This is a genomic window from Shewanella halotolerans (assembly GCF_019457535.1).
Classification (GTDB): domain Bacteria; phylum Pseudomonadota; class Gammaproteobacteria; order Enterobacterales; family Shewanellaceae; genus Shewanella; species Shewanella halotolerans.
The window spans coordinates 4,392,153-4,417,557 of record NZ_CP080417.1 but is presented as its reverse complement, the minus strand read 5'-3'; the positions used below and the strand labels follow the sequence as shown (position 1 = coordinate 4,417,557).

Annotated in this window: 21 protein-coding genes; 8 read left to right on the top strand and 13 right to left on the bottom strand. The window is 55.8% G+C overall.

Going from position 1 to position 25,405, the window contains the following annotated elements; translation table 11 throughout:
- Positions 1–75: 75 nt before the first annotated feature.
- Complete coding sequence (gene envZ / locus K0H81_RS19130) at positions 76–1,386, bottom strand: two-component system sensor histidine kinase EnvZ (protein WP_144201395.1); 1,311 nt, start codon at positions 1,384–1,386, stop codon at positions 76–78.
- A gap of 21 nt (positions 1,387–1,407) precedes the next feature.
- Positions 1,408–2,133, bottom strand: coding sequence for an osmolarity response regulator transcription factor OmpR (gene ompR / locus K0H81_RS19125; protein WP_011867431.1), 726 nt, complete (start codon positions 2,131–2,133; stop codon positions 1,408–1,410).
- A gap of 406 nt (positions 2,134–2,539) precedes the next feature.
- Between ompR and greB the strand changes: the two genes are divergently transcribed.
- From greB to K0H81_RS19110, 3 genes are all read left to right on the top strand, one after another.
- Entirely contained in the window at positions 2,540–3,022 is a 483-nt protein-coding gene (greB, locus tag K0H81_RS19120) for a transcription elongation factor GreB (RefSeq protein ID WP_144201397.1), read from the top strand.
- A 234-nt stretch (positions 3,023–3,256) separates the two neighbouring features.
- Positions 3,257–5,068, top strand: a complete 1,812-nt coding sequence (locus K0H81_RS19115; RefSeq protein WP_220059366.1) for a thiamine pyrophosphate-binding protein — start codon at positions 3,257–3,259, stop codon at positions 5,066–5,068.
- 127 nt (positions 5,069–5,195) lie between these two features.
- Positions 5,196–7,559: a Tex family protein gene (locus K0H81_RS19110; protein WP_220059365.1), complete on the top strand. Its 2,364-nt coding sequence runs from the start codon at positions 5,196–5,198 to the stop codon at positions 7,557–7,559.
- An 87-nt stretch (positions 7,560–7,646) separates the two neighbouring features.
- On the opposite strand, the gene K0H81_RS19105 is transcribed toward K0H81_RS19110, so the two are convergent.
- A complete protein-coding gene (locus K0H81_RS19105) occupies positions 7,647–7,865 on the bottom strand; it encodes a hypothetical protein (RefSeq protein WP_160796810.1) in 219 nt (72 codons plus the stop codon).
- A gap of 494 nt (positions 7,866–8,359) precedes the next feature.
- Between K0H81_RS19105 and K0H81_RS19100 the strand changes: the two genes are divergently transcribed.
- Entirely contained in the window at positions 8,360–10,348 is a 1,989-nt protein-coding gene (locus tag K0H81_RS19100; protein WP_220059364.1) for an LTA synthase family protein, read from the top strand.
- Here the strand turns inward: K0H81_RS19100 and K0H81_RS19095 are convergent.
- Both K0H81_RS19095 and bioH read right to left on the bottom strand, forming a co-directional pair.
- A complete protein-coding gene (locus tag K0H81_RS19095) occupies positions 10,341–10,835 on the bottom strand; it encodes a hypothetical protein (protein ID WP_220059363.1) in 495 nt (164 codons plus the stop codon). The genes K0H81_RS19100 and K0H81_RS19095 overlap by 8 nt on opposite strands.
- A 58-nt stretch (positions 10,836–10,893) precedes the next feature.
- Positions 10,894–11,673, bottom strand: a complete 780-nt coding sequence (gene bioH / locus K0H81_RS19090; RefSeq protein ID WP_220059362.1) for a pimeloyl-ACP methyl ester esterase BioH — start codon at positions 11,671–11,673, stop codon at positions 10,894–10,896.
- Between the two features lie 31 nt (positions 11,674–11,704).
- Here bioH and K0H81_RS19085 point away from each other — a divergent pair, with 31 nt between their 5' ends.
- The gene (locus K0H81_RS19085; RefSeq protein ID WP_220059361.1) at positions 11,705–12,463 is read left to right on the top strand and encodes a ComF family protein; all 759 of its coding nucleotides are present in this window, start codon (positions 11,705–11,707) and stop codon (positions 12,461–12,463) included.
- Here K0H81_RS19085 and K0H81_RS19080 read toward each other — a convergent pair.
- From K0H81_RS19080 to hslR, 8 genes are all read right to left on the bottom strand, one after another.
- Positions 12,457–12,939 (bottom strand): MgtC/SapB family protein, encoded by a 483-nt coding sequence (locus K0H81_RS19080; protein WP_220059360.1) that lies wholly within the window; start codon positions 12,937–12,939, stop codon positions 12,457–12,459. The two genes, K0H81_RS19085 and K0H81_RS19080, sit on opposite strands and share 7 nt — an antisense overlap.
- Before the next feature lie 149 nt (positions 12,940–13,088).
- On the bottom strand, positions 13,089–13,286 hold the full coding sequence (locus tag K0H81_RS19075) for a helix-turn-helix transcriptional regulator (RefSeq protein ID WP_011867421.1): 198 nt from the start codon (positions 13,284–13,286) through the stop codon (positions 13,089–13,091).
- On the bottom strand, positions 13,283–13,708 hold the full coding sequence (locus K0H81_RS19070) for a hypothetical protein (protein WP_144201413.1): 426 nt from the start codon (positions 13,706–13,708) through the stop codon (positions 13,283–13,285). Before K0H81_RS19070 ends, K0H81_RS19075 begins: the two co-directional genes overlap by 4 nt.
- Positions 13,709–13,962: 254 nt before the next feature.
- Positions 13,963–15,189, bottom strand: a complete 1,227-nt coding sequence (locus tag K0H81_RS19065; protein ID WP_220059359.1) for a dicarboxylate/amino acid:cation symporter — start codon at positions 15,187–15,189, stop codon at positions 13,963–13,965.
- A gap of 324 nt (positions 15,190–15,513) precedes the next feature.
- Positions 15,514–17,307: a hypothetical protein gene (locus tag K0H81_RS19060; protein ID WP_220059358.1), complete on the bottom strand. Its 1,794-nt coding sequence runs from the start codon at positions 17,305–17,307 to the stop codon at positions 15,514–15,516.
- Between the two features lie 208 nt (positions 17,308–17,515).
- Positions 17,516–19,057 carry a phosphoenolpyruvate carboxykinase gene (locus tag K0H81_RS19055; RefSeq protein ID WP_011867417.1) on the bottom strand — a complete coding sequence of 514 codons (1,542 nt, stop codon included), beginning with the start codon at positions 19,055–19,057 and terminating at the stop codon, positions 17,516–17,518.
- 190 nt (positions 19,058–19,247) lie between these two features.
- Positions 19,248–20,108: an Hsp33 family molecular chaperone HslO gene (gene hslO / locus K0H81_RS19050; protein WP_144201420.1), complete on the bottom strand. Its 861-nt coding sequence runs from the start codon at positions 20,106–20,108 to the stop codon at positions 19,248–19,250.
- A gap of 13 nt (positions 20,109–20,121) precedes the next feature.
- Positions 20,122–20,514 (bottom strand): ribosome-associated heat shock protein Hsp15, encoded by a 393-nt coding sequence (gene hslR, locus K0H81_RS19045; RefSeq protein ID WP_011867415.1) that lies wholly within the window; start codon positions 20,512–20,514, stop codon positions 20,122–20,124.
- 262 nt (positions 20,515–20,776) lie between these two features.
- On the opposite strand from hslR, the gene gspC reads away from it, so the two are divergent.
- Genes gspC through gspE form a run of 3 tightly spaced genes read left to right on the top strand, consistent with a single transcriptional unit; the run spans position 20,777 to position 25,404 of the window.
- Positions 20,777–21,694 carry a type II secretion system protein GspC gene (gene gspC / locus K0H81_RS19040; RefSeq protein WP_144201422.1) on the top strand — a complete coding sequence of 306 codons (918 nt, stop codon included), beginning with the start codon at positions 20,777–20,779 and terminating at the stop codon, positions 21,692–21,694.
- A gap of 22 nt (positions 21,695–21,716) precedes the next feature.
- Positions 21,717–23,840 carry a type II secretion system secretin GspD gene (gspD, locus tag K0H81_RS19035; RefSeq protein ID WP_144201424.1) on the top strand — a complete coding sequence of 708 codons (2,124 nt, stop codon included), beginning with the start codon at positions 21,717–21,719 and terminating at the stop codon, positions 23,838–23,840.
- The gene (gspE, locus tag K0H81_RS19030) at positions 23,833–25,404 is read left to right on the top strand and encodes a type II secretion system ATPase GspE (RefSeq protein ID WP_144201426.1); all 1,572 of its coding nucleotides are present in this window, start codon (positions 23,833–23,835) and stop codon (positions 25,402–25,404) included. The genes gspD and gspE overlap by 8 nt, the downstream gene beginning before the upstream one ends.
- The last annotated feature ends 1 nt before the right edge of the window (position 25,405 follow it).

Here is a 25,405-nt window from a genome sequence, read left to right as displayed (position 1 = left end):
GCACTTAGGTATGACGTCTGAGTATGAGAAGAGGGTGAGCTATTGCCAGGGTTTAGGGGAGGGGCCGAGAGGCAACTATTCCAAAGGCAGCCATACCTGGGCATGCAGGCCGCCTTCGGGGCGGTTGGTGAGTACTACCTGGCCCTGATGACGGTCGACTATCCGCTTGATGATTGCCAATCCCAGGCCTGAGCCGACGCTGCCGCGGGCGCTATCACCCTGGGTGAAGGGCTGGAACAGCTTGTGGATCTGGTCACTGGGAATGCCTGGGCCGTTGTCTTCCACGCCGAAGCCGACCCGGCGACCGTCGAAATTGGAACTCAATCTCACCCAGCCGTTGCCGTAGCGGAAGGCGTTCTCTACCAGGTTACTGATGATGCGTTTGACCGCCACCGCCTGCATAGGAATTTCGGGGCACTCGTTTAGCGCTAGCACTATCTCGCCGTCGCGGTTGGTCTCGGCCTGGGCGATATCCTGCAGCAGATCGTTTATCTGCACCAGTTCGCGATTGGCCTCCTGATCCTGGCGTATATAGGCGATAAACTGGTTGATGATGGCGTCCATATCCTCGATGTCATGCACTATGCCCTCTTTGAGGTACTCATCTTCCTCCACCATCATCTCGGAGGCGAGACGGATGCGAGTCAGCGGCGTGCGCAGATCGTGGGAGATCCCCGCCATCAACAAAGCCCTGTCCTGCTCCAGCTGCTGCATGCTGCGGGACATCTGGTTGAAGGCGTTGGTTACCTCGATGATCTCTGTGGAGCCACTGGGAGGCAGGGGCGCGGGATAGTCGCCCCGGGAGACGGAGATCGCCGCCTTCTGCAGACGCTTGAGCGGTTTGTTCTGCTTACGGGCGAACCACCAACCGCCGGCGACACTCAGGGCACCGATCACCATGAGGTAGAGGGTCAGGGGCGAGAGACCAAATTCGTTGAAGCCGGTCAGAGGCACCTTAATCCATACCGATGGCGCCTGGGGCGGGCGGATCCAGATCTCGAACTCCTTGCCCTGGGCGATGCGCACCTCGGCCTTGCCGCCCAGATGCTCTGACATCTGCGCCGATAGCAGACTGTAGTAGGCGGCGCGGTCGACCCCGGCCTCGCGGGCATCCTTAAGGTTGTAAATCTCCATGCTGTCGTCGCGCACCTTGGCGTTGAGGGCATCGACCATGGACAGGTGTTCGCGGCCGACATCTACGCCGTCGACGAACAGCAGGTTTACCTGGCGGGCGATCAGCTGGTTGATCTGCTGGTAGGTGGGCTGAATAAAGTACACAGCCACCGAGAGATAGGAGACCAGCTGATTGACCAGCAGCAGCGAGCCTATCAGCAGTACTGTCTGACTGAAGGCGCTGCGGGGAAGAAAGCGTTTAAACCAGCTCATTATTGGGGACGATGGCCGGGGCTAACGCCGCGCGGCACCGTCGGGCACAAACACATAGCCCAGGCCCCAAACGGTCTGGATATATCTTGGGTTGGCGGCATCTTTCTCGATCAGGCGACGCAGGCGCGATACCTGTACGTCGATCGAGCGCTCAAGCGCCGAATAGTCGCGGCCGCGGGCCAGGTTCATCAACTTGTCCCGTGACAGTGGCTCTCTGGGATGACTCACCAGCACCTTGAGCACGGCAAATTCGCCGCTGGTGAGGGAGATCGCCTCTTCGCCGTGGTACATCTCGCGGGTGGCCAGGTTAAGGGTAAATTCACCGAAGGTGATCTCCTCTTCCTGCTGTGTCGGCGCACCCGGGACCTCGGGGGCCTGACGGCGCATGACCGCCTTGATACGAGCAAGGAGTTCTCTGGGGTTGAAAGGCTTGGGCAGGTAATCGTCGGCGCCCAGCTCAAGGCCTATGATGCGGTCCACCTCGTCACCCTTGGCGGTCAGCATAACTATGGGAATCGTATTGCCATTTTGGCGCAGGCGACGGCAGATTGAGAGGCCATCCTCGCCCGGCAACATAAGATCCAGCACTAGCAGGTGGAAGTTTTCCCGCTCCAGCAGCCTGTCCATCTGCTCGGCATTGGCGGCGCTCCTGACCTGGTAACCCTGTTCCATCAGGTAACGCTCTAGCAGGGCTCTTAGGCGCATATCATCGTCGACAACGAGAATTTTAGAGGTTTCTTGTCCCATGCTCTCTATCCCTTATTTCAGTGCGATCGGCTCGAGGTTTATCGCTCAACTGGCTGAATTTCAATATTAATCTTATGTGCCTGCTTAATATAGCCGCTTTGCTATTTAAAAGCCTAGCGAGATTTCATTCAGAGTTGCGGTGATTTTCCACAGCGCTAGAAATAAAACCGTTGTAACATACTGATACCAATAGAAAATATATGCCTTTATACTGTTCGCCGGGAAATTGTAACCAAATTGAAACCGCCGGGCGACGGGTGGTTAGGAGATGGTTTGGCTTATCGCCTCGCCAAGGTCGTGCCACTGGGCTATTGTTTTTCTGCGGCTGCGCTGGTTATTATCAGCCGAAAATCATTCGATGTGCGGGCGGTTGCCTGGCATCTTATTGAGGTGTGACGAGAGAAAGATGAAAGCCATGTTGATCACCCGCGAAGGGTGGCAAGCGCTCGACAGAGAGCTTAAGTATTTATGGAAAGAGTACCGCCCCGAGATCACCAAGAAGGTGCAGGAGGCGGCGGCCCAGGGCGACCGTAGCGAAAACGCCGACTACACCTATAACAAGCGTTTACTGCGTCAAATCGATAGCCGGGTACGCTATCTGGTGAAGCGAGTGGAAGATCTGCAGATCGTCGACTACTCGCCCCAGCAGGAGGGCAAGGTGTTCTTCGGCGCTTGGGTGGAGCTGGAGGACGAGGCGGGCAAGGTAGTGCGCTATCGTATCGTCGGCAAGGATGAGCTGGATACCAAGCTCGGTTATATCACCATAGACTCGCCCATGGCGAGGGCGCTGATCGGCAAGCAGGTGGACGATGAAGTGGTGGTCAACACCCCTGCCGGTAAGAAGGAGTGGTACGTCAACAAGATCCAATATAAGGCGTTCGAGGACTAAACCTGCCTTCGCGATTTCAGCCCGGGTGTAAGCCTGGGCTAACGCCTCCAGCCTCAGTTAATTCGCTGATAAACAAATCAATATCTGCCTAATATGAGCCCTGTAACGATATCTTGTCACTGTGGTTTGTCATTGGCATAGCACTGCGCGCTAAGCCTTGATGATCTCGATCAAGGCACAGATGCACCGCAGCCCCTAGGCTACAGACATTTTTGGACAACCCGAGAGTCTAACGTGTCTGTATCGATCGAATCTAACTTTGGCGCCGACTACGCCGCCCATCTGCCGCTGCTTGGCGATAGCATTGCCGAGCTGCTGGCCTTCTTCGGTGTGAAACGTGTCTATGGTGTCGGCGGCGACTTCGTCGCTAACCTGATCAACACCCTGGATAAACGAGTGGCGGTATTGCCCTCGAGCAACGAGATGCACGCAGGTTTCAGCGCCTGCGCCCAGGCCGAGCTGAACCCTCTCGGGGTCTGCATGACCACTTATACTGTCGGTAGCCTGCCCTGCACCTCGGCCGCGGCCCTGGCGCGCACCGAAGGCCTGCCCGTGGTGTTTATCTCGGGCGCGCCTGGCGAGGCGGAGATCAACAGTCAGGCGCTGCATCACAGCGTACATCCCCACACGGCCTGGCATACGGATCTCGATGCGGCGCTCAACGCCTTCAAGGCGCTGGGCGTGCGCGCCGAGCGTCTACAGGGCCAGCGTCACAGCGGTCAGCCTAACGTGGCGGCGGAGCAGTTTCTACAGCTGCTCACCCATGCCTATGTGAATCGTCAGCCCGTGTATATCGAGGTGCCACGGGATCTTATCTATCAGCCCACCCAGGCGCTGAGCCTGCCGACTTGCCCGAGTGAGTTAAGGCCCCAGGCGCTTAACCTGAGCGGCGCCGAGCTGATCGCCAGTCAGATCCGCAACCAGCTGCAGCGCGCCAAGGCGCCGCTGGTATTCCTCGGTGAGAAGCTCAGGTTGAATGCGCCGCTGCTGGCGAAAGTTTTAAGTTTCTGCGAACAGAACAAGCTGCCCTATGCCACCACCTGGTTTGGTAAGGGGATGCTGGATGAGTCGAAGCCACTCTGCCTTGGCAGCTACAACGGTGTGTTCAGCCGCTTGCCACATCAGGAGTATATCGAGTCTACGGCCGACTATGTGCTTGAGCTGGGCACGGCGATTTTCCCTTCAGACACCAACAATGCCTTTAGCAGCCAGACCCATGCCATAGACAATCATGGCAACAAGACCATGCTTAAGGGCACGGCCCAGTGGGAGGCGGATATCACCGCCGTGATGGAGCTGCTGAGCGAGCAGCCTATTATCAAGGCGGCGCCCGTGCATCTGAGCCTTGATGTCGAATCTAACTTGGCGTCAACGCCTCTGAACGCCAGCGATGCTGAGCTGGGTTATCATCATCTGGCGGCCTGCATCAACGCGGTGCAGCGGGCTAGCGAGCGCCCCTTCATCTTCGTGCCGGAGGTGGGTAATTCACTGTTTGCCAGCTTCGAGCTGTCCACACTCGGCAGCGATATCGGCCGCAGCTATCTGGCCAACCCTTGGTATGCGGCCATGGGCACCAGCCTGCCTTATGCCAGGGCCGTGGTAGATCAGCTTGCCGAGCAGGGCAGCGCCCAGCCCGTGGTGGTGATCACCGGTGACGGCGGCTTCAACTTCCAAGCGAATGAGCTGATCAACCTGCAGAAGCAGGGGGCTAACCTGGTTATCGTTTACATGCGCAACAACATCTTCCATCTGGGTAAGGCCGGCGATGCGCCCATCTATGCCTGTAACCATGAGGGATTCGATCCTAAGTTGTTGATTCAGGCCTATGGTGGCAAGGGACATCTGTGCCGGTACGATGGCGAGTTTGTCGATATCCTGTGTGGCTGCATCGCCAGTGGCGGCCTGCATCTTATTGAGGTGCCGGCGCCTATCGAGGAGTCATTCCAGAGCGATACCACCCAGAAGCTCAACTGTTACATCGGCTATCGTAACGGTCAGCCTGAGGCAACGCGCCGCTGGCAGGAGCTATGCGAAAAACGCGGCTAAACTGAGAGACGTGTCGCCTAATTTACCCTGCTTTATCTAGGGTTGCGACAGATAGGGCGTACAACTTGCCCCTGGGCTGTGTTATCTTTGGCGGCACTTAACTCTCTATTTGGGCACGACGTAATCTATGCAAAATATTGCACAAATCATCGCTCAGGAACTTAATGTTCGTGAGCAGCAAGTGACGGCAACTATCACTCTATTGGATGACGGCGCGACGGTTCCCTTCGTGGCGCGTTATCGTAAAGAGGTCACAGGTGGTTTAGACGATACCCAACTGCGCACCCTGTATAGTCGTCTGGGCTATCTGCGCGAACTCAACGATCGCCGTCAGGTGATCCTCTCCAGCATTCAGGCCCAGGGTAAGCTGACCGCCGAGCTGCAGGCCGCCATAGATCAGGCCGACAGCAAGACGCGCCTGGAAGATCTCTATCTGCCTTATAAGCCTAAGCGTCGTACCAAGGGGCAGATCGCCATCGAGGCCGGTATCGAGCCCTTAGTGGATCGTTTGCTGAGTGATCGTCAGGCAGATATCGAGGCCCTGGCGAGCGAGTACCTCAATGCCGAGGCCGGGTTTGATGAGGTGAAGGCGGTGCTCGATGGTGCCCGTTTCATCCTGATGGAACGTTTCGCCGAAGACGCCGAACTGCTGCAGAAGGTGCGCCAACACCTGACTCAAAGCGCCATGATCGAGAGCCGTGTGGTGAAGGGCAAGGAGAAAGAGGGCGCCAAGTTCAGAGACTATTTCGAGCACAGCGAGAAGCTGATGAATGTGCCTTCTCATCGTGCCCTGGCCATGTTGCGTGGTCGCAACGAGGGCGTACTGAGCCTGAGCATGAATGCCGACCCAGACAGCGAGGCCAAGTCAGGCAGTTACTGCGAGGTGATTATCGCCGATCACTTCGGTCTTAAGCTGAGCGACTCGCCGGTGGATCAGTGGCTCAAGCTGGTGGTGACCTCGACCTGGCGCATCAAGATAGCCTTGCAGATGGAGACTGAGTTTATCGCCAAGCTGCGTGAGCGTGCAGAGACAGAGGCGATCAATGTATTTGCCCGAAATCTTGGCGATCTCCTGATGGCGGCGCCTGCCGGTGCCAAGGCCACGCTGGGTCTGGACCCAGGGCTGAGAACCGGCGTCAAGGTGGCCATAGTCAACAACACGGGCAAGCTGATGGCCCACACCACCATCTTCCCCCATGCACCGCAAAACCAGTGGGATAAGTCGATCCGTACCCTGGCGAATTTAGTGAAGATGCATAAGGTGGAGCTGATCGCCATTGGCAATGGCACCGCCTCACGTGAGACCGACAAGCTGGCGGGCGAGCTGATTGCCGAGCTGAAGAGTGAGATGCCGTCACTCACCAAGATTATGGTGAGCGAGGCGGGCGCCTCCGTCTACTCCGCCTCTGAGCTGGCGGCGGAGGAGTTTCCCGAGCTGGACGTGTCGATTCGCGGCGCCGTCTCTATCGCACGTCGTCTGCAGGATCCGCTGGCCGAGCTGGTGAAGATAGAGCCTAAGTCTATCGGCGTGGGTCAGTATCAGCATGACGTGAGTCAGAGTCAGCTGTCACAATCCCTCGAGGCTGTAGTGGAAGACTGTGTAAACGGCGTGGGTGTGGATCTCAACATGGCCTCTATGCCGCTGCTGACTCAGGTGGCCGGCCTGAACAAGACGCTGGCGCGTAATATCGTCGAGTATCGTGACCAAAATGGTCAGTTTACCTCGCGTAAACAGCTGCTTAAGGTGCCGCGTCTCGGCCCCAAGGCGTTCGAGCAGGCCGCCGGTTTCCTGCGTATTCGTGAGGGCGACAACCCGCTGGATGCCAGCGCAGTGCACCCCGAGACCTATGCTCTGGTCGAGCGAATCGCCAAGGCGCAGCAGCAGGCGGTGGATGCCCTGATTGGCAACACAGATCTGCTCAAGCAGATCGATGCTAAGGAGTTTGTGACCGAGGAGTTTGGTCTGCCGACCATAGAAGATATTCTCAGCGAGCTGGATAAGCCGGGTCGTGACCCCCGCGGCGAGTTCAAGACCGCCGTGTTTAAGGAAGGGGTCGAGGAGATCAAAGATCTTAAGGTGGAGATGATCTTAGAGGGCGTGGTGACCAATGTGACCAACTTCGGTGCCTTCGTCGATATCGGCGTGCATCAGGATGGTCTGGTGCACATCTCGTCGCTAACCGACAAGTTTGTCAGCGATCCTCACACTGTGGTGAAGGCCGGTGACGTGGTCAAGGTCAAGGTGATGGAGGTCGATGCCGAGCGTAAGCGTATCAGCCTGACCATGCGTCTGGACGAGAAGCCGGGCGAGAAGCAAATGTCTCACCAAGGCGCCAAGGGCCAGGCGAAAGCGGGCCAAGGCAAGGGACATCAAGGTAAAGGTCCACAGGGCAAGAACCAGGCTAAGGGCCAGTACAAGCAGCCTAAGGCGCCAGCCAACGCGGCCATGGGTAATGCCTTTGCCGATGCCTTCGCCAAATTGAAGAAGTAATCTCGCTTTACCGTTTTTAAAGGCCGCATTTGCGGCCTTTTTTATATGTGGCTTACGTATGGAACTGCTTGGTCGCTAGCACTGCAGCTAGAGCAGGAGTTCGGCAGAGAGTATCTTGAGCCGCCTGACGCCATTTTGTTTACCCCTGGCGATCACTTTCTGCTTGGCGAGCGTCAGGCCGCGGGCATTGACTATCACGCTGGCGCTGAGGGTGTTATCCAGGTGTGTCTTGTTCGCCTTGGGGCTGGGACGGCCGCTCAGCGGTGTGGGTGATTCGAAGCTATAGCTAATGAGGTAGTCAGCCATAGGGCGCCTCTGGCGTGGATCTCTGATATGAATGCATGTGTAACCGTATGAGTTGTCGTGTTTAAGCTGTTAGAAAATAACCAGTTGTTATTTTTATGTATTTACGAGGCCCTAAGGCTTGCTGGCTGACACTGTTCTCGGCAGGTGGCCATGAGGGACTCAATTGCGAGCCCTGGGCGTATCGTCTTTATGCGGCGCAGAGCCGAGAACTTTCTATTATCTGGTTGTTTTCAATGATTTTGTTGACTTGCCTGGCGCTATCCTACTCAGGGAGAGGGGAGATCGAAAGATAGTTACTATTCGATTTTTTAATAGATTACAGGGGGCACTTGGCGGGTATAAAGCGTGGGAATCCACTATTTAGCTGATAATTCACGTCTTATTTAACCTGTTACACTTTTCGAACTTTTTACTGACTTTTATGTCAAAATGGCACATTGCCGAGCGAACATGCTCGTACCCATTAAGCGATAACGATTTTGATTGAGGAAACCATGACGACGTCCCACAAGAAACATGGGCCAATGCGGGCCATTGTCTACTTTGGCCTGATAGCCCTGGCCATCACGACACTGAGCCGTATCGGCTTGGGCATCTGGCAGGCCGATAGGGTCGCCTCCGTTGATGGCTGGCCACACCTGCTGCTTCAGGGACTGAGGGTCGACTTTGCCACTCTGTGTTGGTTATGGGGCATCGCCGCCCTAGGCACCACCATCTTTGGTGGCGACCACATCGTCGGCCGTGGCTGGAAGTCGGTACTGAGAGTCTGGCTGACCCTAGGCCTCTGGTTGATGATCTTCCTCGAGCTATCGACTCCCTCGTTTATCGATGAATATGGTCTGAGACCGAATCGTCTCTATATCGAATACCTCATCTACCCCAAAGAGGTGCTCTCCATGCTGTGGACCAGCCGTAAGGGAGAGATCTTCCTCGGGCTGATCGTCAGCACCCTGAGTCTGTGGGGCGGCTGGCGCCTGAGTGGGCGCTTACTGAAAGAGGTGGTCTATCCACGCTGGTTCTGGCGCCCGGCCATTGCCCTACTGGTTATCGCCGTGACCCTGATGGGCGCGCGCTCTAGCCTGGGGCACAGACCGCTTAATCCTGCCATGGTGGCCTTCGCCGACGATCCGCTGGTGAACTCTCTGGTGGTGAACTCCTCCTATTCGCTGGTGTTTGCCATAGATCAGATGGCGGCGGAAGCCAATGCCTCTAAGGTGTATGGCAAGCTGGAGAAGAGCCAGATCATAGACAACATACGTAAAGACAGTGGTCGCCCGCTAAGCGCCTTCACCTCTGAGTCTCTGCCGAGCGTGACCTATAACCAGGCGAGTTTCCAGGGCAAGCCCAAGAACCTGGTGATCATACTGCAGGAGAGCCTGGGGGCGAGATTTACCGGTTACCTTGGCGGCCTGCCGCTGACGCCTAATATCGATGCCTTGGCGCAAGAGGGCTGGGCCTTCAATCGTCTGTACGCCACGGGTACCCGTTCGGTGCGCGGCATCGAGGCGGTCACTACCGGCTTTACGCCGACCCCGGCACGTTCCGTGGTTAAGCTAGGTAAGAGTCAGACGGACTTCTTCACTATCGCCGATCTGCTGAAGATGAACGGCTATGAGACCCAGTTTATCTATGGCGGCGAGAGCCATTTTGACAACATGCGCAGCTTCTTCCTGGGCAACGGATTTAGCGATATCGTGGATCAGAACGACTATAAAGATCCTGTGTTTGTCGGTTCTTGGGGCGTGTCGGACGAAGACCTGCTCAAGCGAGCCAATAACGAGTTTGAGCAGTTCCATAAGGAGGGTAAGCCTTTCTTTAGTTTAGTGTTCAGCTCCTCTAACCATGAGCCGTTCGAGTTTCCCGATGACCGTATCGAGCTCTACGATCAGCCTAAGCAGACCCGTAATAACACGGCCAAGTATGCCGATTACGCCGTGGGTGAGTTCTTTAAGCTGGCCAAAGAGTCCAGCTACTGGAAAGACACACTATTTGTGGTGGTGGCCGACCATGAGAGCCGCGTAGGCGGTGCCTCTCTGGTACCCGTGGAGCAGTTCCGCATCCCGGCGATCATCATAGGTGATGGCATTGCGCCTAAGATGGACCAACGTGTCGCCAGCCAGATCGATCTGGCGCCTACCCTGTTGTCTTTGATGGGCGTCTCGGGTAGCTACCCCATGCTGGGACGGGATCTGACCAAGATGGATGACGACTGGCCGGGCCGCGCCTTGATGCAGTACGACAAGAACATGGCCTATCTGCGTGGTGACGATGTGGTGATCCTGCAGCCAGAGCGTGAGCCGACCGGCTATGTCTACGACTTTGCCAACAATACCCTGACCCATAAGGCGCAGAGTGATGAGATGAAGCAGACAGCCTTGTCGTGGGCGCTGTGGGGCAGCATGGCTTACCAACAACAGCTGTATCAGACGCCGCAGCAGAACACGGCATCGAACACGTCGTCGGATGAAGCGTCGATCAGATAAAGGTGGATAACTCGGGCTCTCCCTTGGGGAGGGTCTGAGTCTGGTAGAAGCTGGCGATGTGGGCCGACACGCTTTGATAGAAGCTGCTGGCCTGATTCTCTAAGCGGGTCTTAGGTTTCTGGGGCTCTTTTGGCGTCTCAGCCTGCGTGCTACGTATGTCGCGGCGTGCCAGCGCAGGCTTCATCATCAGCGGCCTTATGATGGTGGCTGCGCCTTGTTTCGCCTGTTGCTGTTGTTGCTGACCTTCCTGCTGATGCTGGCCTTGCCCTTGCTGCTTGGCCTGCACCTTCTCATTGAGTTTTGCCTGAATGTTGGCCTGATCCGCCGCGCGCTCATTCTGGGGATTGAAGGGGCGCTCTTCGTTGCTCTTGGCGAGTTGAGGCGCAGGTATGATAGGTGGGCGTTGCTGACTCTCTACCCGCGCGCTATCGGTCGCGGCGTTGGTCGTCGCGATAGGCACTTGCGGATAGTTGGTCACCACTAACATAGAAAACTCCTAGCGTATTGCCTAAATAATAACCAAAAAGTGTTATAAATTAAAGTGATTATTCTTTAAGCGTCTGCAGCCAGGCTTCGACCCCTTCGACAAAGGCATCCCTGTGGGAGAAGAAGGGCGCATGGGAGGCCTTAGGTAGCACAAGATCCTCAAAGCGTGACTCGCAAACCGGCATCAGCGGTTGTACCCGGCGAGACACCAAGCCGTCCAACCTTCCCCACACCCTGAGCCAGGGCACTTGTATCTGATTAAGCTGGTCTCTGAGATCCACCTCCTTGAGCATCTGTAAGCCGGCGCGCAGGGCGTCTGCATCCGGTAGCGGCTTGGCCATCACCAAGTCCCTGAGCTGCTTGATATCTTGCTTGGCGGTCTCGCTCCCCATGGCCTGGATGGCCAGGAAACGCTCGATCATCTTACCGAGATCTTTTTCCAGCTGATCGCCAAACTGCCCCAGAATTTGTGGTGGAATCCCCGGCCAGCCCTCGTCATCCCGCGCCATGAAGCAGGGGGAGGAGGCTATGGTCAGCAGGGCATTTATGCGCTCTGGATAACGTAGGGCGGCGCGGGTGGCGACCAGTCCCCCCAGTGACCAACCGGCCCAGATAGCCCGCTCTGGCAACTGTCCCATGAGATGATCGACCCAGGCATCCAGGTCTCCCTCTATGGCCGGGCTATCGCCAAAGCCGGGCAGGTCGACTAACAGGAGTTGATGATCTTTGAGCGTGTGATGCAAGGGGGTAAATACGGCGCTGTTTACCCCCCAGCCGTGCAGCAGGACGATGGGGCGGCCTTGGCCTATAGTTTCAATATGCAAGGATTGCTGACTCACTAAGTTGCCTCTGGATCATAAGGTTAGTTAAATGGATAGAACTCATCTGCATTTATCGCGCTGGCAGTGGCTTGTGCAATTGCGGCGGTTGCTGGCGGCTAGTCTACCCAATCGCTGTATGATCTGCCATCAAAGGATGGTCTTGCCACAGCGAGGCATCTGTCTCACCTGTCTCGATGCCGGGCTCTATGCGTCGCCGGCTTGTCTGGGCTGTGGTCGAACTATGCCTCAGCAGAGTGCCTATTGCGGAAGCTGCATGACGAGTCAGCCCCTCAAGGTGGTGGCGCCTGCCAGTTATCATCAGGGGCTGGGGGAGATAGTGGCGGCTATCAAGTATCAGGGACAACTCGCCGGTCTGACTCCCTTGGTGCAGGCCTTGGTGAGGCGCATTCGGCTGCTGGCTGAGGCGAAGGTTATTAGCCTGCCTCAGGCCTTATTGCCCGTGCCCTTACATCCACGCCGCCTGCGTGAGCGCGGCTTTAATCAGGCCTTTGTTATCGCCCATGAGCTTGGCCGGGCCCTCGAGTTGCCTGTGCTGCCCGACGCCCTTGAGCGGCTCAGTGATACACCGCCCCAGGCAGGGCTGACGGGTAAGCAGCGACGGCGTAATCTTGCCGGCGCCTTTCGTTTGATTGAGGAATTCGATTTTCAGCGTGTCGCGCTGATCGACGATGTGGTGACAACCGGCACCACGGCCAAGGAGATCGCCAAGCTGTTTGAGGCGCGTTATATCCAGGTGCAGGTGTGGTGTCTGGCGCGCGCCGAGGCGCCCCACCTTATGGATCAATAGCCGTTACGGCGCCAGTTGCGATACTTAGTGTGTACGCCTCGGGTGAACAGCGAGGAGTATTCCTCCAGCAGATCTACGCCATAGAGGATGGCGACCACCAGCAGGGAGAGCTTGATCCCCACAAAGGGGTCGACCACGGCGATGCAGACACCAATCGCCGCCAGCGCCCAGATGGCTGCGGCCGAGGTCACGCCGACAACAACCCCTTCCTTGGCCAGCATGACGCCTGCCCCCAGAAAGCCAATGCCGGTGACCACCTGGCCTATGATGCGCGAGGGATCCGATACCGAGGTAGCAACAGTCATGGAGGCGGTGATGAAGATATAAGTGCCCAGCACGATCAGCGATGAGGTGCGTATCCCCACGGGTTTGCCCCTGAGTTGGCGTTCCAGGCCTATGATGAGGCCGCAGAGCACGGCGCAGCCGAGTTCGCGCCAGCGAAAGGGATCGATAGCTACCCAAGCATCAAGATTCATGGTGTGGTCCTAATTTACTATGTCTGGTGCAGAGGGCTTACGGGCGGGATGACGTCTTGGGCTATTCTGCGGGTCAATTTTCGGCGAGTGTCGATCTAAAAGGCCCCTGAGTCAATAGGGGCCATGGGATATATTAGTAGGCCTGAGGCCTAGGCCTCGTCTTCCTCGAAGATTGCCTCTATGGGCAGTTGAAACAGCCGGGCGATCTTAAAGGCCAGTGGCAGGCTGGGATCATATTTGCCCTTCTCGATGGCATTGATGGTCTGGCGTGATACATCCAGCAGTCCCGCCAGGTCGGCCTGAGTCCAGTTGCGCTCGGCGCGCAGGGGTTTTAGACGGTTCTTCATCTGTAGCTCAGTCTCCCGAAGATGATCCCCAGCATATAGGTGAGCGCTAGCAGCACCACCAGATAGGCCGCCTTGAGGTCTGGTAGCAGATCCGCCAGATCCAGAATCGAGTAGAGGGAGAAGCCAATGATGCTGACACCGACGGCCAAGGCCAGGGCATCTAGCTGTATCTTGCGCTCCATCTCATCGAGCTGACGCAGGAAGCGTTTGAAGGCAAACAGCATCCAGATGCCGATGGCGCCATGGAGGATGAAGCAGCTTACCACGACCCAGGTGCTGGCCAGATAGCCTTGGTGGGCAAGGAAGGAGGTGCCGCCCAGGCTTAGTGCCCACAGCAGGGCGAGCAGGTTCACCCGGTTAGCATTTTGAATATCCCTTGACGGTAGCCCTCTGGAGCAGATGGCGTCGATGATCTGTTTCATGTGCAGTTCCTCTCGTTTGCTAAAAATGTCAAACACCCTTTACATAACAAGTTAGGCTAAAAAAGAATCAAGGTCAAGCGTGCTTTACATAAAGTTTGGTTTGTTTGACTTTTAAACGGTAGGAAATGGCGCTGAGACTGGACTCGCTTGGAGAGGAAAGTATAGTTCGGGTGCGGATCCAAATGGACGATGGCAGGTATTTAACAGCAGTTAGCCGGATGCCAATGGCACCCGGCTAAGAGATCATCAGCCTGTTATTCGCCCTTGGTGTATTTATCTAGGATCACGGCGCAGGCCGCATCACCAGTGATGTTGAGCGAGGTGCGGATCATGTCAAACACTCTGTCCAGGGCGAACAGTAGCGGCAGGCCATCGATGGGGATGCCCGCGGCCAGCAGCACGGCTACCACCAGAAAGGAGGGGCCGGGTACGCCGGCCTGACCTATGGCGCCCAGAGTCGAGGTGAAGATAATGGCCACATAGGCGCCCAGGCTGAGATCTATGCCGTACATCTGGGCAAAGAAGATGGCCACTAGGCCGTAGTAGATGGCGTTACCGCTCATGTTGATGGTGGCGCCCAGGGGCAGCACGAAGGAGGCGGTGGGTTTAGAGACCCCCAGTTCCTCCTCACAGGTTTCCATGTTCACCGGAAGGGTGGCCATTGAGGAGGCGGTAGAAAGTGCCATCACCTGAGGCTTCTTCATGACGCTGATGAACTTCTTGGCGCTGACATTGGAGAACAGCTGCACCAGCAGCGGGAAGAAGAGGAAGCCAAACAGCAAGATGCCGAGGACAAACACGGCGAATAGCTTAAAGACCACCTCTAACGCGTCGAAGCCGAAGGTGCCCACAGAATCGGCCATCAGGCCAAATACTCCGATAGGCGCGATCACCATGACACAGTTGATCATCCAGACGAAGGCATCGACTATGGTGTTGAGCGCCGCCAGGATTGGCTTGCTGCCTTCTCCCTTTACTTTGGTGAGGGCGATGCCGAAGAAGATGCTAAAGACCAAGATCTGCAGGATATTGCCGCCGGTCAGCGATTCGAACACATTGGTGGGGATCATGCCGATAAAGGTGTCCATCACGCCGGGCAGGGCGCCATGTTCTTCGGTCACCGTCATCAGGCCGCTGGCGCTGTGGGCGGTGAAATCGACGCCGTTACCGGGTTGGAATAGTGAGCCCAGCAGGAGTGCCAAGGCGACGGCCACGCCCGAGGTGATGATGAAGAAGCCGAAGGTACCTATGCCTATTTTGCCTGCCGAGGGGCTGTCACCCAGGCTGGCGGCGCCCGAGATGATGGAAACCAGCACCAAAGGGATAACCAGCATCTTGATCAGGTGGATGAATATGGTGCCCAGGGGGGCAAACATGCTGGCCTGTTCACCCATGATAAAACCGACGGCGGCGCCGATAATCATGGCGATCACCACCTGCACCCCGATATTGCCTAATAGCCTACTTGTCTTGGTTTTCACCTTTGCCTCGTCTTGTCGTCAGTTATGCTTTTGAAATGAGTATAGTCTTGCAGGCGCGCAGCGTAGCACGGGCGAGGAGAAGAGTCTGTGAATTAAGGCTTACCCTGAGGATAAAGCCCAAGCTGAGCTTAAGTACTGAGTCTAAGTATTGGATGCGAGCGGCAGGCTTTGTGGAGAGTTGAGTCGCTTTTTTGGTAAAACGGCTTGTCTTGGCTGGACTGTTGGGGAAAGAAAGAGGATGGCATTCACCATCCTCTTTCTTATTTAGCTGACTTTTATGCCTTACTTTTGCTTAGCAGTAAGCTCAAACGCGTCCGGCTTAGGTTATTGCCCCTTGACGATCGCCTCTAGGTGTTTGTAGAAGCGCTGGTTGAAGTTGTCTTCATTGCCGTCGAAGCTGATACTGAGGTAATCGCCGAACTTACCGCTGTAGTCGGTGGCCTCGTAGATACTGACTTCGATGAGCTTATCGCCTTGGATCAGATAGTTATCGACAGAGACAAATTCGGCATAGGCGGCTGGCAGGTCTATCTGCTTCATACGCAGGACAGGCTCATCGCTTGGACTGGTGCTCAGCGACCATTGATAAGTCGTGACCTCTCCTGTGATGTTGAGCTTGATGGTTTTGTTCTCTTCATCGACCACTACATCGTCTGGGTAGAAGGCTGGCCAGAAGAGGCGAGCGACATCCGCCGTGGTCAAGAGCTCTGGATCTTGATGGCTCGGCATGGGCCAGGTGGCGAACTCACCCCGTACACGGCACATCACGTCATCTGCCTGCTTTCCACGGTAGCGGTACACCTGGCTTGGCCAGTTGAGTTCGGCCAGCTTGAGTGCCGGTGGCGTGGTGCTGAGAATGGCCTGCCACTCCTCGCCAGTGCCTGAGTATTTAGTGAATTCGATTGTGATGGGTACCGAGGTGCCACTGTACACAGTCTGGAGTGTGTTGTTTTCGTACTTAATTTCGGGCGGCTGATAGTCTTTGTCGCCTTCGATAACCCAATGTTTTAGCTCCTTGTTCCAACACTCCTCTGGAGTGTCAGTTCCGTCGCGATCATCGAATACCCGACCATTGACCTTACCCTCGACGATAGAACCTACGAAGGTGAGATCGGGCGTGCCATAAGTGAGGGTAAAGAGGCTCCGTAGTGTGGCGGGGGCCAGGGTGAAGTTGCTATGCAGCTGGTCGTCCTCAAGGAAGTGGTTATTGATCACCTGCCAGTCGGCGTCCGACATGATCTTCGCGTCTATTGGCGTCTCGATATACTCTTCGGCGATCAGTGCATTGTTGACCAGGAAGCGCACCGCCATGGGGTCGCTGGCTAAATAATCCTCGGTGCTCATGCCACTCTCTTCTACCAAGGTCTTTAGCTGGTCACGGGTAATCGACATGATGTCATCCACGGCCAGCACATCGCTGAGCTGCTCGCCGATCAGCGCCTCTAGATGACGGTGCAGTCGGTAGATGTCGATAAATTCAGGGGCGAGGGATTGCTCGGCGCTCAGTTTATAGGGATTGCCGTCGCGATCGTAGATAGTCAGCAATAGAGCGGCCAGCAGACCGCGCTGAGTGACGATATCAAGGGACGTGGTACCGGCGGCGCGCATGCGGGCAACGCGCTGATACTCCAGATGAGTCATAGGGTTGATCTCACCGCCGTGTTCCTGCAGGGCGACCAACTTACCGACACCTTCCATGGAGATCACGCCCTGATTGCTATCGGATTTGGAGGCATTGACATTGAGCGCATCGGCGCGGAATGCCGCCTTGAGCAGGGCTGGCTTGCTGCTGGCCTCAGCTGCCTGTTGCCAATTGGCGATCAGATCATAGACGGGCATCTCGATATCGCTGCTCCAGTCTATCTGGTATTTACCCTCGCCATCTGCAATGGCACTTGGCTCATCGCTATCACAGCTGGCATTTTGGTTGAGATCCACACAGACCTCGGCGCCGGCTACTGCGCCTTGGTACACCACAGTGCCGACAACACTATGGTCGAAACTCGTGGGAGGCGGCGTGCCACCGTCGGTTGGGGTATCTGAATCGTTATTGGAGCCACCGCAGGCGCTGAGTAGACAGGTACCGAGCAGTAGAGAGCTAAGGTGAGTTAAACGCATATTTGTGTCCTTACAAATATTAACAATAAAAAGGACCCGACAACGACAACTTAGCCGAGGTCCAATACGGCTGAAAGGACATTATCTATGGCTTTGATTAAATTACCATTACCCGATCGGGTAGGTTGGAAGGCGGGACTTACTGAGGGTTAGGCAATAAAAAATGGCCCCGAAGGGCCATTTTAAATATTGTCATCAGACCCAGGGCTTAAGCCTTAGGGCCAGCCTGTTTGATGGCGTCAGACACGTCGTACTTAGTGAAGTTGGCGGCAAACTCTTCGGCCAGCTGCTGAGCATACTTGTCGTACTCTGCCTTGTCGGCCCAGGTGTTGACCGGGTTAAGTAGCTTGGCATCGACGCCAGTCACAGCTACTGGCACGTCAAGGTTCAGCTTGTCGATGTGAACCGTTTCCACGTCTTTTAGCTCGCCACTTACTATGGCATCGACGATGGCGCGGGTCGTTGGGATATCGAAACGCTTACCTACGCCGTGTGGACCGCCGGTCCAGCCGGTGTTGACCAGGTAAACCTGGCTACCGAATGACTCGATACGCTTCATCAGCAGCTCGGCGTAGACGCCAGCCGGACGTGGGAAGAAAGGTGCACCGAAACAGGTCGAGAAGGTTGACTGAATCGCAGAGGTCGAGCCCATCTCGGTCGAACCCACCTTAGCCGTGTAACCCGAGAGGAAGTGGTAGGCCGCCTGCTCTTTGCTGAGCTTAGACACAGGTGGCAGCACGCCAGACACATCACAGGTCAGGAAGACTACGGCATTTGGCTCGGCGCCACGGTTCTCTTCCTTACGCTGAGCGATGTGCTCCAGTGGGTAGGCCGCGCGGCTGTTCTCGGTCAGCTCTGTGTTGCTGTAGTCTGGGATGCGTTGCTCGTCCAGAGTGACGTTTTCCAGTACGGTACCGAAACGGATCGCGTCCCAGATAACCGGCTCGTTCTTCTGACTCAGATCGATACACTTGGCGTAGCAGCCGCCTTCGATATTGAATACGCCGCCCGGTGCCCAGCCATGCTCGTCGTCGCCGATAAGGAAACGCTTAGGATCTGCTGATAGGGTGGTCTTGCCCGTGCCAGACAGGCCGAAGAATAGGGTAGTGTCGCCTTCGCTGCCGACGTTGGCCGAGCAGTGCATTGGCAGCACGCCTTTGGCAGGCAGCAGGAAGTTCTGCACAGAGAACATAGACTTTTTCATCTCGCCGGCGTACTTCAGGCCAGCCAGCAGTACCTTGCGATCGGCAAAGTTGATGATGACGGTGGCGTCTGAGTTGGTGCCATCGCGAGCAGGATCGCACTCGAAACCCGGTGCGTTCATGATCTGCCATACAGGCTTGTTGGCGACGTTAAACTGCTCAGGCACGATAAACAGGTTGCGGGCAAAGAGCTGATGCCAGGCGGTTTCAGTTTTAACTTCAATGGGTTGGTAGTGCTCAGGGTCGGCACCCACCTCCAGCTCAGAAACGAAAGTTTCTTTGTCGGCCAAGTAGGTTGCGACGCGATCCCAGAGGGCGTTAAAGGCATCCATGGCGAACGGCTTGTTAACCGAACCCCAATCGATATCATTTTCGCTGCTCGCTTCTTTCACGATAAAGCGGTCGTTCGGTGAACGCCCGGTACGCTCGCCGGTTTTTGCCACTAATGCACCATTCGCCGTTAGCTCTCCTTCGCCGCGTGCGAGTGCAAACTCAACTAGTTGTGCCGTAGAGGGATTTTTATGAGTTTGCTTAGATCCATCCGCCATCTGTAAGGTCTCCATCATTCGAGTAGGGTTGGCCGGTCTGTGCCAGCTTGTTTTTGTTTTATCTGCATGATAGGCAGAGGCCCGATTGTAACTTAAGCGGAATTGAATGTGTGAGGAAGATCGCGAAAATCGTGAAAAAAAGAGGATGCGCACAGGCATCCTCTATTAATCATGAATTTAAGCCAATGATTTACTGCTGAGTATCGGCCTTGGGGGCGTTTTTGAATAGCGCCTCGATATCGATAGAATCGAAGCTGTAGCTGCTGTTGCAGTATTCGCAGCCCATCTCGATCTTGCCCTGTTCGGCCAGGATGGCGTCCAGCTCCTCTTTGGCTACCGTCTTGAGTGCCTGACCGCTACGCTCGCGTGAGCAGGTACAGGAGAAGGTGACTTCGATAGGATCGAACAGGCGAACCTCTTCCTGGTGATACAGACGGTGCAGCACCTCTGTGGCTTCCAGCTCGAATAGCTCTTCGGCCTTGATGGTGCTGGTCAGCTGCTCAAGATGTTCGAACTCTTCGTTGTGCTCGTCCTCACCCGGTAGAACCTGAAGCAACATGCCGGCAGCCTGCTTGCCGTTGGCAAAGAGGCGGATGGCGGTAGGCAGCTGCTCAGATTGCAGGAAGTATTGCTCCAGGCATTCGGCCAGAGTTTCCTTCTCCAGCGCCACTACGCCTTGATAACGCTCGCCGTTGTTGGGCGTCAGGGTGATCACCATGTGTCCCTGGCCCATCAGCTGTTGCAGGCTGGCCTCTTTGGCGACTTCGCCTTCCCAGCGCGCGACACCGCGCAGCTGCTGCAGGTTGTTGCCATTGATCACCGCCAGGGATACCGGGCCGTTGCCCTGTACCTGGACGCTGATGTCGCCATCAAATTTCAGTGTGGCGGTGAGTAAAGAGGTGGCCGCCATCAGTTCGCCCAGCAGACGGGCAATGGCCTCAGGGTAGGTGTGGGCCGACAAGATCTCTTGATAGCTCTTCTCTAGCTGTACGATTTGTCCGCGCACATCGGCGTTGTCGAATAGGTAACGGTTTAAGATATCTTTACTCATTTGTGTCTCACAGTTAGCTTTCTTTAAAGCGTATTAGTTGGCGACGCTGTTTCTTGTCTGGCTTGGTATCCGGCGCGGGATTGTTGAGCACATTCAAGCGTCTTGCCTCGGCATAGGTCTCGCGTTTGGCTATGCTTTCTGGCGTCTCTTCATATAAGGTTTGGGCGACCACCGCCTTCTGGCGCTGCTCGGATAATTTTTTTATGACGATCTCTTTTTCGTCATATCCTTGTCGTAATCTAATCACGGCGTCGACTTCGGCCAGCTTACTCGACTTAGTGCGCTGGCCATTGTAGTGCACCTTACCGCCGTTGATCATCTCTTTGGCGATTGCACGCGTCTTGTAGAAGCGGGCGGCCCACAGCCACTTGTCGAGCCGAACGCCAAGCTCTTTTTCTGAGGTCATGGTGATCAGGTCTCCTTAGGTGTATAAAGATGTGCAAGCTCACAGGCTGAAAAAATAGTCCATACTTGTCGTTAGCCAACAGATGAGATAGCGACAGACCTCACACCCTTTTTCGGCGCGTAAAGTTAGCATAAATCGGCTCTATAGGCCAATAAAGAGACTGTTATGGGCTTGTTGCGATTAGCTGTGTAGGTTAGCATGAGCCACAGCTAGGAAATTATCATAATCAGATTAGAGGCCTGCAAAGAGGGTCCACAATAATATGGATTTATTAGACAAAGTAATATCTAAGGCCTCTGCCGTACCGCAGAAGCCTCTGAGTTCGGCCGTATTCTGGCTCGGTTTGATTATCGCTATCTATCTATTGGCGCAGATCACATGGAAGTTGGTGCCCGTCGCAGAAACCCCACAAAAATGGCAGGCGACCCCTGTCTCCAGCAGTCAGTCATCGTCTCAGGTGAATGTCTCTACGCTGCAAGCGTTAGCCCTCTTCGGTAAGGCAGATCCTAATTCGGATAAGCCCAAGCCCGTGGTGGAAGAGAAGATCACCGATGCCCCTAAGACCTCGCTGTCGATTCAGTTGACCGGGGTGGTTGCCTCGACCGCAGAGCAACATGGGCTGGCGGTGATCGAGTCGGGCGGCAGCCAGAACACCTATAGCCTAGGCGATAAGATCAAGGGCACCTCGGCCTCGCTTAAAGAGGTGTATGCCGATCGCATCATCATCTCCAACAGTGGTCGCTATGAGACCCTGATGCTCGATGGCCTCAAGTATGAGACCCAGGGGGCAGCCAATAGCCAGTTGCAAGAGGCACGTTCCTCTCGCGATGTGCGCACCATAGACAAACGTAGCAACAGCGCCGTCTCCAGAGAGCTGGAAGAGTCGCGCGACGCCCTGCTGGAAGACCCCAGCAAGATCACCGATTACCTTGCTATCTCACCAGTCAACGTCGGCGGCGAGCTGCAGGGATATCGCCTGAATCCGGGCAAGGACAGACAATTATTTGAACAGGCTGGCTTTAAGGCCAACGATTTAGCAAAATCAATGAACGGCTATGATCTGACTGATATGAGCCAAGCATTGGAAGTGATGGCGCAGTTGCCAGAATTGACCGAAATTTCTCTGATGGTTGAAAGAGAGGGTCAGCTGGTTGAGATCATGTTTAGTTTGCCGCAATAAAAAGGGTTAGGGGAAGTCATTAATGAACAACAAGAAAATACGCCGCAATCTTATCGCGAGCGTCGTGATGGGCGCCTCGCTGTTAGCGCCACAAGTGGCGTGGTCGGAACAATACGCGGCTAATTTCAAGGGCACTGACATTCAGGAATTTATCAACATAGTTGGTAAGAACCTGAACCGGACTATCATCGTCGACCCTACCGTACGCGGCAAGATCAACGTACGCAGTTACGATCTGCTTAACGATGAGCAGTACTATCAATTCTTCCTTAACGTGTTGCAGGTCTATGGCTACGCTGTTGTCGAGATGGACAACAACATCATCAAGGTGATCAAGGACAAAGACGCCAAGACCTCGGCGATCCGCGTTGCCGACGACAACACCCCAGGCCTTGGCGATGAGATGGTGACCCGAATCGTCGCGCTCTACAACACAGAGGCCAAACAGCTTGCTCCCTTGCTGCGTCAGTTAAACGATAACGCAGGTGGGGGTAACGTGGTCAACTATGACCCGTCAAACGTATTGATGATCTCTGGCCGTGCGGCCGTGGTGAACAAGTTGGTGGAAATTGTTCGCCGCGTCGACAAGCAGGGTGATACCGAGGTGCAGGTTGTGCCGCTGGAATACGCCTCTGCCGGCGAGATGGTGCGCATTATCGACACCCTGTATCGCGCCAGTGCCAACCAGTCACAGCTACCGGGTCAGGCGCCTAAGGTGGTTGCCGACGAGCGTACCAATGCCGTGATCGTCAGCGGTGACGAGAAGAGTCGTCAGCGTGTTGTGACCCTGATTAAGAAATTGGATGCCGAGCAGGCGACCACAGGTAATACCAAGGTGCGTTACCTGCGTTACGCCAAGGCCGAAGACTTAGTGGAAGTGTTGACCGGCTTTGCCGAGAAGCTGGCCAAAGATCAGGATGGCGGTCAGGCCCAGGGTGGTCGCAGCAAGCGCCGCAACGAAATTAATATCATGGCCCACCCAGACACCAACGCCCTAGTGATCAGCGCCGAGCCGGATCAGATGCGCACCCTGGAGAGCGTCATAAACCAGTTAGATATTCGCCGCGCGCAGGTATTGGTGGAGGCCATTATCGTCGAGGTCGCCGAGGGTGACGATGTCGGTTTCGGTATCCAGTGGGCTACAGAGGCAGGTGGCGGTACCCAATTTAATAACTTAGGCCCTACTATCGGTGAGATCGGTGCCGGTATCTGGGCGGCGCAAGACGAGAAAGCGACTCAAACATGTACCGGCTCGGGTGATAACCTGACCTGTACCAAGAATCCAGACAAGAAGGGTGACATCACCCTGCTGGCCCAGGCCCTAGGTAAGGTGAACGGTATGGCCTGGGGTGTTGCCATGGGTGACTTCGGCGCCCTGATCCAGGCGGTGTCGAGCGATACCAAGTCGAACGTGTTGGCAACGCCTTCTATCACTACCCTGGATAACCAGGAAGCCTCCTTCATAGTCGGTGATGAGGTGCCTGTACTGACAGGTAGCCAAAACTCCAGTAATGGTAACAGCAACCCCTTCCAGACGGTCGAGCGTAAGGAAGTGGGCGTGAAGTTAAAAGTCGTGCCACAGATCAACGAAGGCACAACGGTTAAGCTCACCATAGAGCAGGAAGTCTCGGGCATTAACGGTAAGACAGGGGTCGACGTGACCTTCGCGACCCGTCGCCTGACGACTACTGTGATGGCCGACTCAGGCCAGATCGTGGTGCTCGGTGGTCTGATCAACGAAGAGGTACAGGAGAGCGTGCAGAAGGTGCCTTTCCTGGGCGATATCCCTATCTTAGGTCACCTGTTTAAGTCCTCTTCTAGTGGCAAGAAGAAGAAAAACCTTATGGTCTTCATCAAGCCGACCATCATACGTGATGGCCTGACCATGGAAGGCATTGCCGGTCGTAAGTACAACTACTTCCGTGCCCTGCAGCTCGAGCAGCAGGAGCGTGGCGTGAACCTGATGCCAAATACCAGCGTGCCTATCCTGGAAGAGTGGAATCAGGAAGAGTACCTGCCGCCCGAAGTTAACGAAGTACTGCAGCGTTATAAGGATCGCAAGGGGTTAGAGACCAAGATGCGTGAAACCGATCCTGCGCTGAAACAGATCAACGAAAACAAGCAGCAAGATAAGCAAGATGAGTGATATCCAAGCCACGCAAAACGAGGAACTGGCCCAGGTAACGAGTGAACTCGGGCTAGCCTCGGAGGCCGAATCCGATGAGGTATTTCACTCAAGCAGCCGGGATCGTCTGCCCTTTGCCTTCGCCCACAGATTCGAGTTGGTGCTGGAGAAGGACGACGAAGCCGGATTAACCCTGTACCACACAATCAACACGCCTATCGACGCTATGTTGGAGGTGCGCCGTTACACAGGAAAAGAGCTGGCGCTGGCACAGCTGGAGCCCTCTGTGTTCGAGGCCAAGCTGACTCAGGTCTATCAGGCCAACTCTTCCGAGGCGCAGCAGCTGATGGAAGATATCGGCAACGAGATGGATCTGTTTACCCTGGCCGAGGAGCTGCCACAGACCGAAGATCTGCTAGAGGGTGACGATGATGCGCCTATCATCAAGCTGATCAACGCGCTCCTGTCCGAGGCGATCAAAGAGGAAGCCTCGGATATCCATATCGAGACCTACGAGAAGCAGCTGGTGGTGCGTTTTCGCGTCGACGGCGTGCTCAAAGAGGTGCTCAAGCCCAATCGTAAGCTCTCCTCGCTGCTAGTCTCGCGTATCAAGGTAATGGCGCGTCTGGATATCGCCGAGAAGCGGGTGCCGCAGGATGGCCGTATCTCGCTGCGTATCGCAGGTCGTGCGGTGGACGTGCGTGTTTCGACCATGCCTTCCAGCCACGGCGAGCGCGTGGTGCTGCGTCTGCTGGATAAGAATGCCGGCAACCTAGATCTTAAACAGCTGGGGATGACAGATGAGATACGTCATCAGTTCGACGAGCTGATTCGCAAGCCCCACGGCATCATCCTGGTCACAGGCCCTACGGGCTCGGGTAAGAGTACCACCCTGTATGCGGGTCTGACCGAGATCAACTCCATCGACACTAACATACTGACCGTCGAAGACCCGATTGAATATGAACTGCCTGGCATAGGCCAGACTCAGGTCAATACCAAGGTCGACATGACCTTCGCCCGTGGTCTGAGGGCCATACTGCGTCAAGATCCGGATGTGGTGATGATAGGTGAGATCCGTGACCTGGAAACTGCGCAGATCGCGGTGCAGGCCTCGCTAACGGGTCACTTGGTGATCTCCACCCTGCATACCAATACCGCCTCGGGCGCTATCACGCGTCTGCAGGACATGGGCGTCGAGCCTTTCCTGGTCTCCTCGAGTCTGCTCGGGGTGCTGGCGCAGCGCCTGATCCGTACCCTGTGTCCTAGTTGTAAGACAGAGCACACGCCGGACTTGCGTGAGCGTGAGCTTTTGGGGATCAGCGAAGACGATCCACGCACCATCTACCGGGCAACAGGCTGTTCGGCCTGTGGCCACAATGGCTACCGTGGCCGTACCGGTATCCACGAGCTGCTGCTGGTGGACGACTATGTACGCGAGCTGATCCACACGGGTCGCGGCGAGCTGGCCATCGAGAAGCATATTCGTAAGACGGTACCTAGCATTCGCCATGACGGCATGATCAAAGTCCTCGCCGGGGTGACTACGCTGGAAGAAGTGCTGCGCGTCACTCGCGAGGAGTAGC

Excerpts from the sequence above, each read along its gene's own strand:
- K0H81_RS19055 (WP_011867417.1), bottom strand. The coding sequence starts at position 19,057 with ATGGCGGATGGATCTAAGCAAACTCATAAAAATCCCTCTACGGCACAA.
- gspC (WP_144201422.1), top strand. The coding sequence starts at position 20,777 with ATGGATTTATTAGACAAAGTAATATCTAAGGCCTCTGCCGTACCGCAG.
- ompR (WP_011867431.1), bottom strand. The coding sequence starts at position 2,133 with ATGGGACAAGAAACCTCTAAAATTCTCGTTGTCGACGATGATATGCGC.
- K0H81_RS19095 (WP_220059363.1), bottom strand. The coding sequence starts at position 10,835 with ATGTTAGTGGTGACCAACTATCCGCAAGTGCCTATCGCGACGACCAAC.
- hslR (WP_011867415.1), bottom strand. The coding sequence starts at position 20,514 with ATGACCTCAGAAAAAGAGCTTGGCGTTCGGCTCGACAAGTGGCTGTGG.
- envZ (WP_144201395.1), bottom strand. The coding sequence starts at position 1,386 with ATGAGCTGGTTTAAACGCTTTCTTCCCCGCAGCGCCTTCAGTCAGACA.
- K0H81_RS19080 (WP_220059360.1), bottom strand. The coding sequence starts at position 12,939 with ATGAATCTTGATGCTTGGGTAGCTATCGATCCCTTTCGCTGGCGCGAA.
- gspE (WP_144201426.1), top strand. The coding sequence starts at position 23,833 with ATGAGTGATATCCAAGCCACGCAAAACGAGGAACTGGCCCAGGTAACG.
- hslO (WP_144201420.1), bottom strand. The coding sequence starts at position 20,108 with ATGAGTAAAGATATCTTAAACCGTTACCTATTCGACAACGCCGATGTG.
- K0H81_RS19070 (WP_144201413.1), bottom strand. The coding sequence starts at position 13,708 with ATGAAACAGATCATCGACGCCATCTGCTCCAGAGGGCTACCGTCAAGG.
- K0H81_RS19075 (WP_011867421.1), bottom strand. The coding sequence starts at position 13,286 with ATGAAGAACCGTCTAAAACCCCTGCGCGCCGAGCGCAACTGGACTCAG.
- K0H81_RS19060 (WP_220059358.1), bottom strand. The coding sequence starts at position 17,307 with ATGCGTTTAACTCACCTTAGCTCTCTACTGCTCGGTACCTGTCTACTC.
- gspD (WP_144201424.1), top strand. The coding sequence starts at position 21,717 with ATGAACAACAAGAAAATACGCCGCAATCTTATCGCGAGCGTCGTGATG.
- K0H81_RS19085 (WP_220059361.1), top strand. The coding sequence starts at position 11,705 with ATGGATAGAACTCATCTGCATTTATCGCGCTGGCAGTGGCTTGTGCAA.
- K0H81_RS19100 (WP_220059364.1), top strand. The coding sequence starts at position 8,360 with ATGACGACGTCCCACAAGAAACATGGGCCAATGCGGGCCATTGTCTAC.
- K0H81_RS19110 (WP_220059365.1), top strand. The coding sequence starts at position 5,196 with ATGCAAAATATTGCACAAATCATCGCTCAGGAACTTAATGTTCGTGAG.
- K0H81_RS19105 (WP_160796810.1), bottom strand. The coding sequence starts at position 7,865 with ATGGCTGACTACCTCATTAGCTATAGCTTCGAATCACCCACACCGCTG.
- greB (WP_144201397.1), top strand. The coding sequence starts at position 2,540 with ATGAAAGCCATGTTGATCACCCGCGAAGGGTGGCAAGCGCTCGACAGA.